We start from the raw sequence: 16,226 nt of genomic DNA on the forward strand, positions 1-16,226 counted from the left end.
CTTAAGCAGCTGTTTTATCCTTTTTAAATATACCCATAAGTCCGGCAATTCCAATCAGGACTGCGGAAATAAGGTAAAATGCTGAGATACTGATTAGTCCGCCGATTGCGGATACGATGAGCAGTATACCGCCAGCCTTAGCTTTGGATCGAACCACTACCGATCCTACAATAGCTAATGCAGAGAATAAAAATGCTGCCCATCCCAAACCGGTAATCTCGCTGGAACCGTCGCTGACTGCGGCATCTACACCACCGATAAATAACGCAATAATAGCACCAAAGAATCCAAAAATACCACCAATAAGTCCTAACACAAATTCAACTGTTCTGTTCATGGTCTTTCCCCCCTTAATTACCAATTTATCTACAGCAACTATTTTACTATAAAAACATGTGTAATTGTACCTGATTTTAAATTTCAGGCAAAAAGGAAGTATACAAGGCAATGATGGAACATGCTGTATACCTCCTTTTGATATACCTGTGTGTCAAAGCATCCTGATTTTATTGTGACAGCTGGTCAGAAGGGATTTCCCAGATTGCCTTTCCAGATTTAAATGGATCTGAAAAATGCAGTTCGTATGATTCTGATTTTGGAACATCAAATGGGATCTCTCCTCTTAATGTCCCACCTGGTTCAATGGAGCCGTCAAACTGAGCTTTAATTCCTTCTGTTAATATGGTTGTACTATAACTGTAGCTTTCTGCATCTTTTAATTCTATATTCATAATAGAGGACATGGTGACTTCTTCATCGGTGGTATTTTCAGCCGATAAATTTACAACAACAAACTGATCATTCTGTGGTGTGTCAAATTCTCCTCCTGGTTCAATTCTTGCTTCGTTTAGCGTGATTTTGACACCATCAAAATTGACTGTATCCCCAATGGCAAACTTTTCTGTTGTATTTTCGTTTGTTTCTTCTTCCTTTTGATTGTCTTCCTGTTCTCCGGCATTGTCACCATTTGTGTCTTCTTGTTGATTATCTTCATTCTCTGCTTCCTCAATGTCTGCTTCTCCGCAGGCTGCAAGCCCAATGGTTAAGAATAAAGCGATGAAAAGAAATAACCACTTTTTCATAAGTATGCTTCCCCCTTTGAATTTTGTTTTCATATTTATTTTCCAGTACAAACTATATTTTATTCAAACCTGAATGAAGATTCAACTGAACGATTTTCAATATTAAAATTGAACTTCAACTTCAACCTTAGTCTTCATCAATCCCTTGCATGACTTCTTTGTAGGCATCGGTACCCTCTACATTTTCCCGCACAGCTTTGACCCGTTCGGTCTGCTTGTTTTTGCTGACAGCAATCCCCTGTTCCTGTGCTATGTAATCTTTTGACAGCATGATCATTTGAACATCCTCCTGGTCAATTAGCTGGGTACTTGTTTTATAAAGGTGTAAGGCAGGACTTTCCAAAAATATAAGCTGTAGTATCCTCTGCTGGTGCAGGATCAACAGTTTCTTCTGCAGCATTGGAGCTGCCAAACAATAAATAGCCGCCTGCAAATGCAAGCACAAAACCAATGATAAAAATCATACTATTGGCTTTCACAATTTTCCCTCCCTCAATAAACCAATATTTTTAATGCACTATTATCGTAATCTAGTTTCCAAATCCTCACATGTGATTAAAATCACGGAAATAGTTGACTTTGCTACCGATTGTTGAATACATTTTGAAGGTTTTGTTAACGCCGTCATAACAGTGTTTTTACGATTTTTACCAAGGGAATAGGAGGAATTGGGGAGACTAAATATTACCAGATAGATTATAAGAATTCTGTTTTGTGTCCATACTGGGAATATAGTATAGTTATAGTGTGGCAAATTTTCACAAAATATTTCGATTATTTATTTGGGAGGAAATAAAAGCAATGACCCAGCAGACATTTGTTTATCAAGAAAAAGCCGACCAGCTCTTGCAAAATATTCAAAGAGTAATTATTGGAAAAGATGAAGTGACAAAATTAAGTATTGTAGCCTTATTATCCGGTGGCCATGTCCTATTAGAGGATGTTCCAGGGGTAGGGAAGACGATGCTTGTTCGTGCTCTGGCGAAATCCCTGAATTGTGAGTTTAAGCGAATTCAGTTCACCCCTGATTTATTGCCCTCAGATGTAACAGGTGTTTCCATCTACAATCCAAAGGAAATGGAGTTTGAATTTCGCCCCGGGCCAATTTTGGGTAATATCGTTTTAGCCGATGAGATTAACCGTACATCACCCAAGACACAATCGGCTCTGTTAGAGGGGATGGAGGAAAATAGTATTACCGTTGATGGGATGAGTGTCCCGTTGAAACGCCCATTTTTTGTCATGGCGACTCAAAACCCGATTGAATATGAAGGAACGTATCCTCTTCCGGAAGCACAGCTTGATCGATTTTTAATGAAACTGAATATGGGATATCCAAGTCCACAGGAGGAAATGGACATGTTAAATCGTACATCCCATTCCCATCCTATCGATCAAATTGAGCCAATTATGACTCAGGAAGAGCTGATTCAGCTGCAGAATGAAATTGATAACGTATTTGTCAGCCAGTCTTTACAGCGATACATTGTCGATATTACAAGCGGTACGAGAAATCATCCACAGGTCTATTTAGGAGCCAGTCCACGCGGGTCAATCGCATTGATGAAAGCAGCCAAGGCTTATGCATTTATTCATAATCGTGATTATATTGTGCCGGATGATGTGAAGTACTTAGCTCCTTTTGTCCTGTCTCATCGAATGATTATTACTTCAGAAAGTAAGTTTGAGGATAAAGATGAAAAAATGATTGTGGAAGAAGTTTTGGCACAGACCAATGTTCCAATAGATAGGGGATAGATATGGGTACGATTATAAAATACGGTCTAAAATTGCTCGGTATCCTTTTGCCGGCAGGAGTTTTGTATGCATATGCAATGTTTCAGGGCGGTTTTGTCAGCTGGTTTCTATTTTTTAGTACTCTCCCAATATTTCTATATATGATGCTATTATTCTTTTATCCAATGGCCCGTATTAAATTGGAGCGAAACATTTCCACGGTCATTACAGAAACGGGGAGTACAATCGAGGTGGACATAACCTTTAAACGTCCCCGATTGCTTCCCTTGTATTACTGTATCATTGAAGATATTTTACCTGATTCAGTCCAGTACAGGGATACGAAGAGAAAAAAGTTTGCACATATGGCCAGTCCGGATGTGCTGAAAGAGAACCGAAAAGCCAAAAAGGTCATTTTTCCCTGGTTTAAAGGGACGTTTTCCTTTAAATATCAAATCGATGAAGTGCCAAGAGGAGAGCATCTTTTTCATCAGGTTCGGGTTGTTACCGGTGATTTTATTGGATTCATTAAAAGAGAGAAAACCTTTGAAGTTCAGGATTCTGTTATGGTTTACCCCATGGAACGAAAGCTGCTGCTTCATAAGCATGCCCAAAGCTTTGAGGAAGGAGAATCCAGCTCATACAATCGTATGGTAAAAAATACGATGGCTGTATCAGGGGTTCGTGAATATGTACCAGGTGACCGGATGTCCTGGATTGATTGGAAGGCAACAGCCAAAAACAACGCAATGATGACTAAGGAGTTTGAACAGGAAAAAAGTCAGGATATGTATATTCTATTTGATGCATCTAAGATTGACTCTTATAATTGGCTGAATTTCGAGGGGGCCGTGGAGGTTGCGGTATCTCTGATAGATACGATTAAAGAAGAATCAGCCCAGTTGTTCTTTGCGTCCTTAGGGGCTGACCGAAAAGTCATTCCTGTTCACAAGAACCCGATGAGCAAGGAACAGGTCAAACGCTACCTGACAACCGTGCAGCCTGAAAATAACCTGCCATTTGGTCAGATGATAAAACAGGAGACAGGTAATCTGCCAAAGGGCTATATGTCAATGGTTATTACCACTGATTTATCACTGGAGCTTTATGAGACTTTACTTCATTTAAACAGGAAGAGTTCCCGTATCGTGCTCTTTTTAGTCAAATCAGGCTCACTAGTTTCAGGTGAAGAACATCAGCGGTTGAAGTACTTGAAAAGTAGTGGCGTTGTCATCAATTTGCTGACAGAAGAAATATTAACGAAGGAAAAAATTGAGGTGAACGCGTAATATGCGTTTAGAGACGAACCAACAGCAACGTCAGTTTTGGTTAAATTCGATCATATATATCGGCAGTTTTTTACTGTTTTGGGAATGGCTGAGACCGTTAGATCAAATAACGGATACAGGGAATGTCAGTATTTTTGTTTTGTATACGATGTTCTGCTTTTTCCTGTCTTATATGCAGCTTCAATGGTGGATCACATCTCCTCTTAAATTATTTGGTCTGCTTTTTATACTGGATGGATTGTTCTTTTCGGAAACCTTTCTGAGCTCTGCCTGGTTCCAGCATTTATTTTCTGACATTCAGTGGAATACAGAAGCCATGCTATCACAGCAATGGTGGGAAATGACGGCTTTGTTCCGTTCGCTTCTATTCCTGGTCTTATTGTGGCTGATGAGCTACCTGCTCTACTACTGGTTTGTGATTGCAAAACGAACGTTATTTTTTGTGATTCTAACCTTCATCTTTCTTACAGTTACAGACACGTTCACTGTATATGACGCCAGGTATGCCATCGTTCGGACATTTTTTATTTCGATGATGATATTAGGTGTGACCAATCTTCAGCGTGTGCTTATGAAAGAAAAGCTGTTTAAGCTGCCAAAGGGGAATTATGTTTCCTGGGTATTGCCGCTTATAACCCTTGTCGTTGTTTCGAGTGTGATTGGATATTTGGCCCCTAAGTCCAGTCCTCAATGGCCGGACCCTGTTCCTTTTATTCAAACCACAGCCTCTGATGTGACGGGAAGCGGTGGCGGTTCAGGTTCAGCCATTAAAAAGGTTGGCTACGGGGAGAACGATGAGCGTCTGGGAGGATCCTTTGTACAGGATCATTCCGTCGTTTTTGAAGCTACGGTAGAAGATGCTCAATACTGGAAGATTGAAACGAAAGATGTTTACACAGGAAAAGGATGGGTTCGGTCGGAGCAGGCTGAACAGGAATCCTTTACCTTCAGCCCGGATGGATCTATATTTATTACCGATATATCAGGTTCAGTCGAAACGAAGGAACAGCGGGGAACCATTTCATTTAATGAAGCAGAAGTGCTGCCAAAATTGGTATATCCATATGGAATAACAGAGGTTCAGCCAGAGGGGAATTCATCCTATACCTTTTCTTATAATCAAAGAACAGGAGAAATTTACCCCCGTCAAGGCAGTGAAGAGGTATCTGTCCCTGATTATGCGGTTACCTATGATCAGCCAACATACTCCTTGAAAAATTTACGGGAGAGCAGCGAGGAGGATCCGCAGGCTATTCAGGATCAATATACACAAGTACCGGAGACATTACCCTCCAGAGTTCAGGAACTGGCACAGGAATTAACGGCTGAGGAAACGAATCGTTATGACAGAGCCAAAGCAATAGAGGACCACTTTGATTCCTCGGACTTTCAATATCGTACGACAAATGTACCTGTTCCTGGTGAAGATCAGGATTATGTGGATCAATTCCTGTTTGAATCCCAGGTAGGATACTGTGATAACTTTTCCACATCCATGGTTATGCTATTACGCTCTATTGATATTCCGGCCAGATGGGTAAAAGGATTTGCACCCGGGGAAGTCGTTGACCGGTCAGCTGAAGCTAACACTTATGAGATTACGAACTCAAATGCCCATTCCTGGGTGGAGGTTTATTTTCCGAACATTGGATGGGTCCCTTTTGAACCGACAAAGGGCTTTTATAATCCGATTGATTTGACCTCGGGACAGGATTTAGAGGAATTGATTAACCAAAATGAGGATGTACCAGTCAGTGAGATGGAAGAACAGACTCCTGAAACCAGCACAGAGGAAGAATCCAGTTCCGGTTTTAGTTGGAATATTTCGATGAACCAGATGATCATCACAGGTCTTATTCTTTTAGGAATTCTGGGTATCCTGTACTGGAAAAGGTACACAATCGCATATTGGTTCAAACGGAGGCAGTGGACGAAAAATACAGATATTGAAACGTATATGAAGTCCTATCGTTTTCTGCTCTCTCTTCTTAACCATAAAGGATACAAAAGAGACTCAGATCAGACCCTGCGTGAATATGCCAATATGGTGGATTACCGGCTTCGTACAAACGAAATGGGACGGCTGACAAACGCTTATGAACGAATTTTATATCGGGATGAGCAGGATATCAGCGACTGGACCCGCAAACAGGAACTCTGGGAAAATCTCATCAGGAAAATCATGTCTTGATTCTTGTGAAAGAGATTGATAGAATGAGAAAAACTTAATGAAAGATTCATTCCTTCATATATCCTCGATAATACGGTTCGAGAGTCTCTACCGGGATACCTTAAATATCCCGACTATGAAGGCAGGATGGACGTATAGCATGTACTGGATTTCTGCCTTCTTTTCGTTTGAGGGTGGAAATCCTTTTTTTACAGAATTTTAATGTTAGCCATCAAATTGTTCAGGGGTGAATGCGAATGGAAGGTAAACAGCAAGGAATGATTGTTGTATTGGATTTTGGAAGTCAATATAATCAGTTAATCACCAGAAGAATCCGGGAAATGGGGGTTTACAGTGAGCTTCATTCCCATCGTCTGACAGCAGAAGAGATAAAACAGATGAAACCAGCGGGCATCATTCTTTCGGGGGGACCAAACAGCGTTTATGAAGAGGACAGTTTTCGCTGTGACCCGGAAATTTTCAATATGGGTGTGCCAGTATTAGGCATTTGCTATGGAATGCAACTGATGGTTCACCATTATGGAGGAAATGTGGAACAGGCTGATGACAGGGAATATGGAAAAGCGGAAATCAGCATCAGGCATGAGGAGGGCTTGTTTGATCGTCTGCCTCATGAGCAGATAGTCTGGATGAGTCATAGTGACAAAGTGATAGAGGCGCCAGATGATTTTACGGTTGATGCGGTAAGTGCATCCTGTCCTGTTGCGGCCATCAGCCATTCGCAGCATCCTCTATATGGCGTTCAGTTTCATCCTGAGGTCAATCACACAACCTATGGCAATGATTTGCTGAAAAACTTTATTTTTCATGTTTGTCAGGCTGAAGCGAATTGGTCTATGGAAAACTTTATTGAGATGCAGTCGGAAAAAATTCGTCAGCAAGTGGGCGACAGAAATGTATTATGTGCGTTAAGCGGAGGTGTTGATTCCTCGGTTGTAGCGGCCTTGATTCACCAGGCAATCGGGGACCAGCTGACTTGTGTTTTTGTGGATCATGGATTGCTCCGAAAGCATGAAGCGGATACCGTAATGGATACGTTCCGGGATCAGTTTCACATGAATGTGATTAAAATTGATGCCAAAGACCGATTCCTTCAAAAGCTTGCCGGCGTGTCAGATCCTGAGAAAAAGCGTAAAATCATTGGTAATGAATTTATTTATGTTTTCGATGAGGAAGCATCTAAGCTCGAACACATGGATTTCCTGGCTCAGGGCACCCTTTACACCGATATTATTGAGAGTGGAACTGAAACGGCACAAACCATTAAGTCTCACCATAATGTAGGTGGACTGCCTGAGCATATGAAGTTTGACTTAATTGAGCCTCTTAACACGTTATTTAAGGATGAGGTTCGTGAGCTTGGACTGCAGCTGGGACTGCCTGAGGATATTGTCTGGAGACAGCCATTTCCTGGACCGGGGCTGGCTATAAGGGTTCTTGGAGAGGTCACAGAAGAAAAACTGGCGATCGTTCGGGAATCAGATGCGATTTTGCGTGATGAAATTGCAAAAGCAGGTCTTGAGAAGGAAATCTGGCAGTACTTTACCGTGTTGCCGAATATTAAGAGTGTCGGCGTTATGGGAGACTCCCGGACATACGATCATACCATAGCCATTCGCGCTGTTACGTCTGTGGATGGGATGACATCCGACTGGGCACGGGTTCCTTTAGAAGTTCTGGAAAAAATCTCGAACAGGATGGTCAACGAAGTCAATCAGATTAACCGTGTTGTTTATGATGTGACCAGTAAGCCACCATCCACCATTGAATGGGAATAAAACGAATAATAGTAATTAAGTTTTAGTAAAATATTCGTAATTCAGTTGACAAAAGGCAAAAGACTCCTTTACAATGAAAGTGAACTTAATAATAAGAAGAAATACCATCGTATAATTTTGGGGATATGGCCCATGAGTTTCTACCGGACCGCCGTAAATGGTCTGACTACGAGGGTGATTGCATACATTTTCCTTGCTGATTTTCTGTATTTTCAGGATGGATGAAAACCTGACACGTATGCAGTTTCCTTCCGTACGCAGACACTTCTGGCTATAGCCGGGGGTGTCTTTTTTCTTTCATTAAAACAAACCAGGGAGGAAGGGAAATGAAAAAGTTTTTTAATTTTGATCAGCTCGGAACCGACTATCGTAGAGAAACCATTGCGGGTATGACCACGTTCTTATCTATGGCTTATATTTTATTCTTAAATCCGAGCATTTTATCACTACAGGATGTACCGGATCTGGCAAACCGAATGGATGCAGGGGCCATATTTACTGCTACTGCACTGGCTGCGGCCATTGGGACATTAATCATGGGTCTGCTTGCCAAATATCCGATTGCATTAGCGCCGGGCATGGGATTGAATGCATTTTTTGCCTATACGGTAGTGTTAACATGGGAAATTCCATGGCAGACAGCTCTTGCGGGGGTGCTTGCTTCAGGACTTATTTTTATCGTGCTGACCCTGACAGGAATTCGGGAAACGATTATTAATGCCATTCCTGCCCAAATGAAAATGGCGGTTGGTGCGGGGATCGGTTTGTTTATTGCTTTTCTCGGTTTACAGAATGCAGGAATTGTTGTTGCCGAGCCAAGTACGTTAGTTGCTTTAGGTGACTTAACAAAACCTACCACTCTATTAGCTGTGTTTGGGATATTCATAACAGTCATTTTACTGGTTCTTGGCTTTAAAGGCGGTATTTTCTATGGAATGATTATCACATCCATTGCCGGGATGATCGTCGGTCTGATTGACACCCCCGATCAAATCGTTGGAAGTGTCCCAAGTCTGGCCCCAACCTTTGGCGAAGCGGTTGCCCACTTTGGAGATATCTTCACAATGGAAATGCTTGTTGTGATTCTTACCTTCCTGTTTGTTGATTTCTTTGATACAGCAGGGACGTTAGTGGCAGTCGCTACGCAGGCGGGTTTAATGAAGGATAATAAGCTGCCCCGTGCAGGAAAAGCGCTATTTTCCGACTCGGCTGCTACAGTTGCCGGAGCGGTATTGGGGACATCGACTACAACATCCTATGTAGAATCAACCTCGGGTGTAGGCGCAGGGGGACGTACCGGTTTTGCATCAGTCGTTACAGCTGGTTTATTCCTGCTCGCACTGTTCTTTTCCCCGCTGCTGGGTGTGGTAACTTCCCAGGTTACAGCTGCAGCACTGGTCATCGTCGGTGTCATGATGGCATCCAACCTGAAAAATATAGAATGGGATCAATTTGAGATTGCCGTACCTGCCTTTTTAACCGTTGTGACGATGCCTTTAACCTACAGCATTGCAACCGGAATTGCCATTGGTTTTGTATTTTATCCGCTAACCCTGATTTTAAAAGGGCGTACAAAAGAAATTCATCCGATTATGTATGGATTATTTGTCGTCTTCGTTCTGTATTTTATTTTCTTAAGTTAATCAATTGTTTATGGGAGCCCCAGTCCGGTTTGTCCGGGCTGGGGCTTTTTGGATGGAGGGCTGGTTTCCGGGGTGGGTGACTTTTCCGACCCGCTGCAGCAGGTGAAGCATCAGAAATATCAATTTGAAAGGTGGCTCGAGGACATTAAAGTTTCAGGAATTCCCGTTGAACACCTGGTTGTTATGGCCAACCCCAAGTCAATTTTAAAAACAACCAACCCTAAGTCAGAATATGTCAATAGGGTTCTGCATAGCACTCATCTGTTGGAGAAAATAAATGAAATGCAGGCAGCCTATCCGAAAGACGTGCTGACGCTAAAGCAAATTCGTTCCTTATCCAAACGGCTAATCAAGAGCAACGTACCTGAAGATCCAGATATCCTCAATCTGTTTGAAGTCGCAAAAACAGACCTCATTACAGGTGTGCAGTGCCCCAATTGTGAAAATGCTCCGATGAAAAGAAAATCGGGAAAGTGGATTTGCCCTCATTGTAAAATCTCTTCTAAGGATGCTCATGCTCAGGCCCTTCAGGATTACGCCTTATTAATGGATAAAACGATAAACAATCAGGAGGCACGGAAATTTTTGCAAGTTGAATCTCCATCTGTTGCTTATAACTTGCTTCAATCCACAGGTGCCACCCAATCAGGAAAAAACAGAACGCGTGTATATCACTTAATATCATGAGATCTTTGCTGGATGTAAATGATCACCATATTCATGGATAACCATGGGTATGGTGTTTTTTTATGGACTTGACTATGTTGCGTATGAATTTTTCCGACCGATAATCTGATCGATAAAAGGGGGTTTTTGATTGATAAATGCGGTGCAGCAACGGATAAACCCGCTGTTTTGGTTGATACTTCCTTAATTTTGACCGATTGCCGGGCGCCTGACGGATAAATAGGTAAAACTGATCGATAAATGACGGAAACAGGTGGATAAATCGGTAAAAAAGACTTGATTATCACCCAAATCAACCGATTAAACCCTGACATAGATTGATAAAATTTTCCCTGTAAAAATGAAGAGCGATAAAAATCAGAATTAGATTGATACAGCTTGAATACCCGTTGATAAAGCAGGAAAACCGATTGATTCAACCAGCACATAGATCGATACGTACGCGCCGCGCTCCCGATACCTGCTTACATCAACATAAACAAACCGATAAATAATAGAATCTGATTGATTAAATCCGAAACCCGATTGATAAATGACGGAAATTGATTGATTCCAAAATATTTAGATTGATAATGCATCGCCAAGATTGACATCTAGTCAACCACGCACCCCGATCCAGGATGAATCATCCCCAAACACATTAAAAAATGCCCAAATCCAGGCAAAGTCTCATCCATTAAACCGCACCATCACCTTCAGACCACATCAAAGCAGGTGGAAAATAAAATGCATAACAAAATCCAGAGTGCCTGACCCTGGATTTACGCTTTGGCCTCATCAAATTGAACATCTGGAAACTTTCCTCACTCCTGAGACTGCAGCCCTCAATCCCCAACCCCCAACCCCATTATCCATCCCCATTATAAAGAGAACCAACCGCCTTTAATCTTCATCCATCACCCGCACGGCGACGCGATTTTTATTGGATTCTTTCGTAATCAGTCGGTGAAGCTGAATGGTTAGCAGGCCATTTTTATAGGTGGCTTCTACTTTGTCGCCCCGAACGGGAAAGGGCAGTTCAATCGATCGGTCAAAAGCCCCTTGTGAAATTTCCTCTTGTACTAAATTCCCATGAGCGGGTAAACTAATAACACCCTGAATTTCAAGACTGGCATAGTCTACAAACAGGTCGATGTTTTTGATTTCGTTTGTACCGGGTATATTACACAGGATTGTGATTTCATGATCTGATTGATACATATTAATTTGGGGAATGGGTGGTTTCAGGATGCCTTCAAATTCACTCCAGAACTGCTCCCCGAAAAAGTTATCCATATTTTTTTTCCAGTCCTGCATATTTTTAAACGGATCCATAATTTTACCTCCAAAGTAAGTATATATGGTCAATGCGTTCATCCGACCTCTGAAGCACAATTGAGGATCGCCCCTGTCATGTGCAAACTCAGGAGGGGGGCGACTGCTGAACAGGTCGACGTTCACTAGATAATTTATGCAAAAACTGGGAAGTGGGTGATTATAATAATAAGAGCTTCAAATGATAAGATAGAGGAGGTTTTACGATGTTGGAAAATGCTCTGATTATGGTATCGATTATTTTAGTGATCAATATTGTATACGTATCACTCTCAACCGTTCGTATGATGCTTACTTTAAAGGGCCAGCGATACTTGGCAGCATTAGTCAGTATGTTTGAAACCGTCGTTTATATTGTCGGATTAGGCCTGGTATTAGATAATTTGAATGAGATCCAAAACGTTATTGCTTATGCTTTAGGTTTTGGGATTGGCGTTCTGATTGGTACGAAAATTGAAGAGAAGCTTGCTTTAGGTTATATTACCGTTAATGTGATTTCCACAAATCCTGATATTGAATTCACTAAAACGCTGAGAGATAAAGGCTATGGGGTTACAAGCTGGCATGCGCACGGAATGGATGGGGATCGTCTGGCTATGCAGATTTTGACTCCAAGGAAGTATGAGGTAAACTTGTATCAGACGATTCAGGAAATCGATCCAAAAGCCTTTATGATTGCCTATGAACCGAAGACCATTCATGGCGGTTTCTGGGTAAAGCAGGTACGAAGACTCAGAATCAGACGAAATAAACGGGTAGCTGGTGGTGACAAAAATGGCAAAGAAGAAGAAAAAATTCAAGGTGGAGGAGAATGAAACGATTCATGACTGTTTAACCCGAATGGACAAAGAAGGCTATCGGCCGGTTAAACGCTTTGAAAAGCCTGTGTTTCAGGAAACTGACGATGGGGTTGAACCAGTCAGGCAGGAAATTATATTTGATGCAGTCCCAAAGGAATAAATACATAATGAAAGTTAGAGAGCAGAGAGGGGAATAGCTATGATCGAACGCTATACACGAGAAGAAATGGGAGCCATCTGGACAGAAAAAAACAAGTGGAATGCCTGGCTTGAGGTAGAGCTTTTGGCCTGTGAAGCCTGGAGTGAGCTTGGTGTCATTCCTGCTGAAGATGTAAAAGCTCTTAGAAAAAATGCTTCCTTTGATGTAGAAAGAGTAAAGGAAATTGAACAGGAAACAAGACATGATGTGGTCGCTTTCACCCGAGCGGTTTCGGAAACTTTAGGGGAAGAACGGAAATGGGTGCATTATGGCCTTACTTCCACCGATGTGGTTGATACAGCACAATCGTATTTATTGCTGCAGGCGAATGAAGTCATCGAAAAAGACCTGAATAATTTTATTGATATCCTGGCAAATAAGGCACAGGAGCATAAATACACCGTTATGATGGGACGCACGCATGGGGTTCATGCGGAGCCGACGACTTTTGGTCTGAAAATGGCTCTTTGGTATGAAGAAATGAAGCGTAACTTGACTCGATTTGAGTCTGCAAGAGAACAGATTGAAATGGGCAAACTGTCCGGAGCTGTGGGTACATACGCGAATATTGATCCTTTTGTCGAACGGTATGTATGTGAAAAATTGGGGCTGACCCCTGCACCTGTTTCCACACAGACCCTGCAAAGAGATCGACACGCTCATTATTTATCTGTTTTAGCCCAGATCGCCACATCCATTGAAAAGTTTGCCATTGAAATACGGGGGCTGCAGAAAACGGAAACCCGTGAAGTTGAGGAATTTTTCGCCAAAGGACAAAAGGGTTCATCTGCTATGCCGCACAAACGTAATCCAATCGGTTCGGAAAATATGTCCGGCCTTTCCAGGGTGGTTCGCGGTCACATGCTGACGGCTTACGAAAATGTTCCGCTGTGGCATGAACGGGATATTTCCCATTCTTCAGCTGAACGGATCATTCTGCCTGACAGTACCATTGCTATTAATTACATGCTGAATCGGTTTGGCAGAATCGTAAAAAATTTAACCATCTTTCCGGAAAATATGAGAAAAAATATGGACAAGACATATGGACTGATCTTTTCTCAGCGTGTTCTGCTATCTCTTATTGATAACGGGATGGTTCGTGAACAAGCTTACGATCTTGTACAGCCTAAAGCTATGGAGGCATGGGAAAAAGGCGTTCCTTTCCGTTCACTTCTGGAAAAGGACAAGGAGATTACAGATGTTTTATCGAAAGAAGACTTAGATGAGTGTTTTGATTATGAGTATCATTTAAAAAATGTGGATGGAATTTTTGAAAGAATTGGGCTTCTCTAAAAGGTGTATAAAAGCTTGAGGTTTGTCCCTCAAGCTTTTTCAACTTTAAATATCATATTGACTGGTCTGATTTTGCTGGGGGATTGGCTGGTTTTGCTGCTGGGTCATTTGTGTGGGCTGCTGCTGCATGCCCTGCATAAGATTCTGTCCCATTTGGGTGTTGTCAATCATATCGGTGACAGGGCAATAACGCACGATGCCTTCTGCTACTTTCATTGCGCCCATAAGAATTAATAAACCATCTGTTCCATTTTGAGCCTTTTTGACTAAACGTGCGGTTCCATAGCTTACCGCTGTAAGTCCACATGTAATTCGAATCAATGCATTAATGGTACCTACGTTTTTCTGAACCAAATTTATCCTTCCCTTCACAGCGTTAATGTATTAAAATTTTACATAATAAAAGTTTTTCAGTGATACACATGGAATAGAAAAGCAATCCACTGTTTTGTCAATAAAAGGGGGACCAATTATGACTTTTAATAGCCGCTGGCGGAATCGGCAGCTTCGTGAACATGTAGCTGTCATTGATGATCGCTTAATCCCGACACTCGTTTTAAAAAATGCTACTTACTTGAATGTTTTTTTAAAAAAATGGATGCAGGCTCATATCTGGATTTATGAAGATCGAATTGTTTACGTGGGGGACCGATTGCCTAAACACGAAAATGTACAGATGATTGATTGTGAAAATCAATTTCTGGTTCCAGGATATATCGAGCCGCATGCTCATCCGTTTCAATTATATAATCCCCATACTTTATCACTATATGCATCCCAGCTAGGTACATCTGTTTTCATTAATGATAATCTCTTGTACCTTTATTTATTGGATAACAAGAAAGCGTTTTCTATCCTAGGAGAGCTGGATGACCTGCCAACCTCTCTTTACTGGTGGGCCCGCTTTGATTCTCAGTCCTTTCTGCAGGATGATGAACAATTTATCCGTAAAGCCAATGTTTTATCCTGGTTAAAGCATGATGCGGTCATTCAGGGCGGTGAATTAACCTCATGGACGAGTGTGTTAAAAGACGATGATCGAATGCTGCACTGGATGCAGGAGACGAAACGGTTGCGGAAGCCTGTGGAAGGGCATTTTCCGGGTGCATCACTGGAAACTCTGACAAAAATGAAGCTTCTTGGTGCTGACAGTGATCATGAGTCGATATCAGGGGAGGAAGTGTATCGCCGTCTTTTATTGGGATATCGGGTCGCCCTCCGCCAATCCTCGATTCGTCCTGATTTGCGGAAAATACTAAGAGAACTTAAGGATTATGACATCACTTCCTACGATCAAATTATGCTGACAACTGATGGATCTCCTCCTTCTTATTATGAGGACGGTATTATTAATTCGTGTATTAAAATTGCGATAGAGGAAGGAATACCAGTGGAAGATGCTTATGCCATGGGATCCTACAATGCGGCAAAGCATTTTGGAATTGATCATTTGGTCGGCAGTATTGGTCCGGGACGAATTGCGCATATCAATTTTCTGGAAGATAAAGAGAACCCTACCCCAGTCTCTGTATTGGCCAAAGGAAAATGGATTAAATATGATGGGAATGTCCAATATGAACAGCCATCTTTTGACTGGAAAAAATACGGCATTGAACCGCTGAAACTTGATTGGGAGCTGCGTGACAGTGATTTCAGATTTTTCGTTCCTGTTGGACTTGAAATGGCCAATGACGTCATTATGAATCCTTTTACCATTAATGATAAACTTCAGGGAGATGAGATAGCAGAAGATAACGAGGAGGCCTTTCTCATTTTAATGGACCGGCAGGGAGAATGGCGGATTGCCACCCTTTTACGAGGATTCACAAAATCTTTAGGAGGTCTGGTGAGCTCTTACTCAAGCGCAGGAGATATTACGCTGATTGGAAAAAGAAAATCGGATATTCATTTAGCCTTCAATCGGTTAAAAGAGATTGGGGGCGGTATTGTGTTAGCGGATAAGGGGGAAATTATTTGTGAGCTTCCGTTAAAAATGGAAGGCAGACTTTCCGATGTCAGAATGGAGGAGCTTATAAAAAGCGAAAAAGAACTTTCCAATACCATTAAGGAACATGGCTATTCCTTTAACGATCCCATTTATACACTGTTATTTTTATCGGCTGCTCATTTACCTTATATTCGAATTACACAAAGAGGAATTATAGATGTTAAAAAGAAGGAGGTACTCTTTCCTTCAATAATGCGTTAAA

17 protein-coding genes and 2 riboswitches are annotated in these 16,226 nt (G+C 41.8%); of the genes, 10 read left to right on the forward strand and 7 right to left on the reverse strand.

All coding sequences use genetic code 11. The annotated features are described in order from the left end of the window. Position 1: 1 nt before the first annotated feature. From ABD006_RS12735 to ABD006_RS12750, 4 genes are all read right to left on the reverse strand, one after another. Positions 2-337, reverse strand: coding sequence for a DUF4064 domain-containing protein (locus ABD006_RS12735; protein WP_343841694.1), 336 nt, complete (start codon positions 335-337; stop codon positions 2-4). A gap of 169 nt (positions 338-506) precedes the next feature. Then, on the reverse strand, positions 507-1,082 hold the full coding sequence (locus ABD006_RS12740; protein ID WP_343841696.1) for a DUF4352 domain-containing protein: 576 nt from the start codon (positions 1,080-1,082) through the stop codon (positions 507-509). 127 nt (positions 1,083-1,209) lie between these two features. After that, complete coding sequence (locus tag ABD006_RS12745) at positions 1,210-1,359, reverse strand: hypothetical protein (protein ID WP_343841698.1); 150 nt, start codon at positions 1,357-1,359, stop codon at positions 1,210-1,212. A gap of 37 nt (positions 1,360-1,396) precedes the next feature. Next, positions 1,397-1,561, reverse strand: a complete 165-nt coding sequence (locus ABD006_RS12750) for a hypothetical protein (protein WP_343841701.1) — start codon at positions 1,559-1,561, stop codon at positions 1,397-1,399. Between the two features lie 322 nt (positions 1,562-1,883). Here ABD006_RS12750 and ABD006_RS12755 point away from each other — a divergent pair, with 322 nt between their 5' ends. The 6 genes from ABD006_RS12755 to ABD006_RS12780 all read left to right on the forward strand — a co-directional run bounded on the left by ABD006_RS12755 (position 1,884) and on the right by ABD006_RS12780 (position 10,407). Next, a complete protein-coding gene (locus ABD006_RS12755; RefSeq protein WP_343841704.1) occupies positions 1,884-2,840 on the forward strand; it encodes an AAA family ATPase in 957 nt (318 codons plus the stop codon). Positions 2,841-2,842: 2 nt separating this feature from the next. Continuing rightward, the gene (locus ABD006_RS12760; protein WP_343841707.1) at positions 2,843-4,108 is read left to right on the forward strand and encodes a DUF58 domain-containing protein; all 1,266 of its coding nucleotides are present in this window, start codon (positions 2,843-2,845) and stop codon (positions 4,106-4,108) included. Between the two features lies 1 nt (position 4,109). After that, positions 4,110-6,299: a DUF4129 domain-containing transglutaminase family protein gene (locus ABD006_RS12765; RefSeq protein WP_343841709.1), complete on the forward strand. Its 2,190-nt coding sequence runs from the start codon at positions 4,110-4,112 to the stop codon at positions 6,297-6,299. A gap of 34 nt (positions 6,300-6,333) precedes the next feature. Continuing rightward, positions 6,334-6,435, forward strand: a riboswitch (purine riboswitch). 94 nt (positions 6,436-6,529) lie between these two features. Next, entirely contained in the window at positions 6,530-8,077 is a 1,548-nt protein-coding gene (gene guaA, locus ABD006_RS12770) for a glutamine-hydrolyzing GMP synthase (RefSeq protein WP_425542224.1), read from the forward strand. A gap of 87 nt (positions 8,078-8,164) precedes the next feature. After that, positions 8,165-8,266: riboswitch (purine riboswitch) on the forward strand. A 137-nt stretch (positions 8,267-8,403) separates the two neighbouring features. Beyond that, entirely contained in the window at positions 8,404-9,720 is a 1,317-nt protein-coding gene (locus ABD006_RS12775) for an NCS2 family permease (RefSeq protein ID WP_343841713.1), read from the forward strand. Between the two features lie 72 nt (positions 9,721-9,792). Continuing rightward, entirely contained in the window at positions 9,793-10,407 is a 615-nt protein-coding gene (locus tag ABD006_RS12780; RefSeq protein ID WP_343841715.1) for a hypothetical protein, read from the forward strand. A 464-nt stretch (positions 10,408-10,871) separates the two neighbouring features. Here ABD006_RS12780 and ABD006_RS12785 read toward each other — a convergent pair whose 3' ends face one another. After that, positions 10,872-11,000 (reverse strand): hypothetical protein, encoded by a 129-nt coding sequence (locus tag ABD006_RS12785; protein WP_343841717.1) that lies wholly within the window; start codon positions 10,998-11,000, stop codon positions 10,872-10,874. A 289-nt stretch (positions 11,001-11,289) separates the two neighbouring features. After that, positions 11,290-11,721: an Hsp20/alpha crystallin family protein gene (locus tag ABD006_RS12790; RefSeq protein WP_343841720.1), complete on the reverse strand. Its 432-nt coding sequence runs from the start codon at positions 11,719-11,721 to the stop codon at positions 11,290-11,292. A gap of 206 nt (positions 11,722-11,927) precedes the next feature. Here ABD006_RS12790 and ABD006_RS12795 point away from each other — a divergent pair, with 206 nt between their 5' ends. Genes ABD006_RS12795 through purB form a run of 3 tightly spaced genes read left to right on the forward strand, consistent with a single transcriptional unit; the run spans position 11,928 to position 14,016 of the window. Next, entirely contained in the window at positions 11,928-12,536 is a 609-nt protein-coding gene (locus ABD006_RS12795) for a DUF2179 domain-containing protein (RefSeq protein ID WP_343841722.1), read from the forward strand. Further along, positions 12,496-12,681: an NETI motif-containing protein gene (locus tag ABD006_RS12800; protein ID WP_343841725.1), complete on the forward strand. Its 186-nt coding sequence runs from the start codon at positions 12,496-12,498 to the stop codon at positions 12,679-12,681. Before ABD006_RS12795 ends, ABD006_RS12800 begins: the two co-directional genes overlap by 41 nt. Positions 12,682-12,720: 39 nt before the next feature. After that, complete coding sequence (gene purB / locus ABD006_RS12805) at positions 12,721-14,016, forward strand: adenylosuccinate lyase (RefSeq protein WP_343841727.1); 1,296 nt, start codon at positions 12,721-12,723, stop codon at positions 14,014-14,016. A gap of 45 nt (positions 14,017-14,061) precedes the next feature. On the opposite strand, the gene ABD006_RS12810 is transcribed toward purB, so the two are convergent. Then, positions 14,062-14,370, reverse strand: coding sequence for a YgaP family membrane protein (locus tag ABD006_RS12810; RefSeq protein ID WP_343841729.1), 309 nt, complete (start codon positions 14,368-14,370; stop codon positions 14,062-14,064). A 118-nt stretch (positions 14,371-14,488) separates the two neighbouring features. On the opposite strand from ABD006_RS12810, the gene ABD006_RS12815 reads away from it, so the two are divergent. Continuing rightward, a complete protein-coding gene (locus tag ABD006_RS12815; RefSeq protein ID WP_343841730.1) occupies positions 14,489-16,225 on the forward strand; it encodes an adenine deaminase C-terminal domain-containing protein in 1,737 nt (578 codons plus the stop codon). Position 16,226: the final 1 nt, after the last annotated feature.

The sequence above is a fragment of the Salinibacillus aidingensis genome, assembly GCF_039522525.1.
GTDB lineage: Bacteria > Bacillota > Bacilli > Bacillales > Alkalibacillaceae > Salinibacillus > Salinibacillus aidingensis.